The following is a 2,680-nucleotide window of genomic DNA, read 5'->3' as shown; positions in this document are numbered from 1 at the left end:
TGTCGGCGTACTCGTGAGAGTGCTCCACTGCGTACGGAGATCTGTGCACCAGGCTTCTCCTCCTGCGCGAGTCTCCAGCAGTTCCACGGCCGAGTACGCTCCCCTCGAAAAGGGGGGTGTCATGGAATCACTCGGAACCCTGTTCATGGCCGCAGCCTGGGGTGTTCCGCTGGCGGGCTTGGTGGGCGGGGTGATCGCCGTTGCGGCCATCACGCGTTGGCGTCGCCGGGCGATCAGTGCTCTGGAGCGGGCCGATGAAGAGTGAGGCCTCTGATGAGTTGGTGCGGGTCCAGGGTGGCCTGCGGCTAGGGCGCCAGAGACGCCCAAGTCGGCGTCTTGGCAGGTCAAGGCGGATCCGGTGGCGGGGTCTTCAGGCTGCGTCGTCTCGTTCTCGTTCGATGGCGGCGAGTCGGTTCTTGAGCCGGTAGCTCGGGCCGTTGATGGAGATGACTCCGCAGTGGTGGAGGAGGCGGTCGAGGATGGCGGTGGCGAGGACCTCGTCGCCGAACACCTGTCCCCATTCGCTGAAGGTCTTGTTCGAGGTCAGGATGATCGAGCCCTTTTCGTAGCGCTTTGAGATGACTTGGAAGACGAGGTTCGCCTCTGCGCGGGCGAGGGGCTGGTAGCCGACTTCGTCCAGAACAAGGACAGCCGGCCGCAGGTAGCTGCCGAGTTTGCTGGTCAGGCGTCCTGCGGTCTCGGCGGCGGTGAGGTTGCGGACCATGTCGTCGAGGCTGGTGAAGTAGATCGAGTAGCCGGCCCGGCAGGCCGCGACCGCGAGTGCGACGGCGATGTGTGTCTTGCCTACTCCCGGCGGCCCGAGCAGGGCAGCGTTGGCCTTGGCCTCGATGAACGAGAGGGTGGCCAGGTCCTTGACCTTGCGGGGGTCGAGCTCGGGCTGGAACGAGAAGTCGTAGTCATCGAGCGTCTTGTGGTGCGGCAGCTTCGACAGCCTCAGGCCCTGGCGGAATCGTCGGTCGTCACGGACGGCGAGCTCTTCGGAAAGGACCAGGTCGATAAAGTCGAGGTAGCCCATCTTGGCCTCATCGGCCCGCTGCGCGTACTGGGTCAGGGCCTCGGCCAGATGGGGCAGGCCCAGCTTGCTGGCTGTGTTGCGGATGCGGGTGGAGACCAGCTCGCTCAAGACGGTTCCTTCGTGCTCGGGTGGGTGGTGAAGGGGCGGGTGCCGGTCAGCTCGTCATAGACCGACAACGGCCGTCGGCCGACCTCGACCTGGGTGGCCGCGGCCCGGTTCAGCAAGGCCAGCAGCGACCCTGCTTCCGACCCGCGGTTCTGCTGGCGGGGTGCGGGCAGGTCTCCGCCCGCCGTGACGCGGCGGCCGGCTCCGGTGGGCAGACTGTCCCAGTGCCGCTCGTCCACGACCCGGGCACCGCGGCCAACTGCCCGCGGGTGAGTGGCCAGCAGAGTCTGTCCCTGGCGGTCGGGTGTGGTGGCATGGAGGCTGACCTGCGACTTCGTGGCCCTGATCTCGACCAGCTGCCGCGGGCGGATCCGCAGCGCCGGCAACGAGTAGAGATTCGCTTCGAAGGCGACGAGGCAGTCCTTGCCGACGTAGCGGAGGTGACGCTGGGCGACCACGTATGGGGTGGCCGGCAGTGGGCGGAGGGCCATGTGGTCACGGACGGCCCGCAGTCCGATGACCTCGCCGTGAGTGCCGTGGATCTTGGCCCGCCGCAGCGGAACCCAGGCAGTGAAGGAGGCGTTCATCTCCTCGATGGAGGAGAAGGCACGTCCGGCCAGGACATGGTCGCGGACGATCAGGACCTGGCGCTCGACCCGGCCCTTGCCGGTGGGCCGGTAGGCGGCCAGGACGTCGGGGTCGAAGTCGTAGTGCCCAGCGAATGCGACCGCCTCCGGATGCAGGGGAACGGCCTCGCCAGGGGCGACGTGCCGGCGGACCACGGTCTTGGTCCGGTCGTAAACGATCGACATCGGGACGCCGCCGAAGTGGGCAAACGCCTGACGGTGGCAGTCGAAGAACGTCGCCAGATCCTGGCTGGTGGTGAAGCAGCAGAACGGATCTCGCGAGTACGACAGCGTCATGTGGAACGAATAGACCTTCGGGATCCCGACATGAGCGAGGATCCTGCCCTCGTCACCCCAGTCGACTTGAGCTTGAGCTCCGGGCACCACCTCGAACCGGCGGTGAAGCCCGGCAAGCTCACCCGGGCTGATGCCCAGTTCCTCGGCGACCCGCGGCCTGGCCTCCTGCAAGTACATCTTCACGCGCTGGTAATTGCCGGTGAACCCGTACTCCGCCACCAGACGCTCATGGATCACCGCCCCCTTGAGCAGGATCTCCGCCCGCAGCATCGCGTCGATCAGCGGGGCGACCTCGTCCACTACCCGCTGACGCGGCTGACCGTTCGCAGCCCTCTTCGGCGGCGCAACCGGAACCTCACCCGACAGGTACTTGGCGACCGTGCGCCGGTTCAGACCGGTCTCCTTCGCGATCTCCCGCAAGCTCATGGCGCCGGACTCGTGCAGACCACGAAACCGCCGCAACTCCAACCAGCGATGTGGATCCAAGACCACCCTCGCCGCCCTCCGCCGACCCTGAACAAGACGACAGCAGGCTCGCGGCTCCAACCCCTCCCCGCATCAGCTTTGGTGCACTCTCATCCGTACGAGGTGGCGCACGTCCACTTGTACGCCGACA

3 protein-coding genes are annotated in these 2,680 nt (G+C 66.8%); 1 reads left to right on the top strand and 2 read right to left on the bottom strand.

All coding sequences use genetic code 11. The annotated features are described in order from the left end of the window. The first annotated feature begins 121 nt into the window (after positions 1-121). Positions 122-265 carry a hypothetical protein gene (locus AB0D53_RS41615; protein ID WP_342282846.1) on the top strand — a complete coding sequence of 48 codons (144 nt, stop codon included), beginning with the start codon at positions 122-124 and terminating at the stop codon, positions 263-265. 105 nt (positions 266-370) lie between these two features. Here AB0D53_RS41615 and istB read toward each other — a convergent pair whose 3' ends face one another. After that, entirely contained in the window at positions 371-1,144 is a 774-nt protein-coding gene (istB, locus tag AB0D53_RS41610; RefSeq protein ID WP_362454743.1) for an IS21-like element helper ATPase IstB, read from the bottom strand. Beyond that, a complete protein-coding gene (gene istA, locus AB0D53_RS41605) occupies positions 1,141-2,556 on the bottom strand; it encodes an IS21 family transposase (protein WP_362454741.1) in 1,416 nt (471 codons plus the stop codon). The genes istB and istA overlap by 4 nt, the downstream gene beginning before the upstream one ends. Between the last annotated feature and the right edge of the window lie 124 nt (positions 2,557-2,680).

It is taken from the genome of Streptomyces sp. NPDC048295, from assembly GCF_040652135.1.
In the GTDB taxonomy this organism is placed as follows: domain Bacteria; phylum Actinomycetota; class Actinomycetes; order Streptomycetales; family Streptomycetaceae; genus Streptomyces.
The sequence above is the reverse complement of the archived record's forward strand: the minus strand, read 5'-3'. Positions and strand labels throughout refer to the sequence as shown.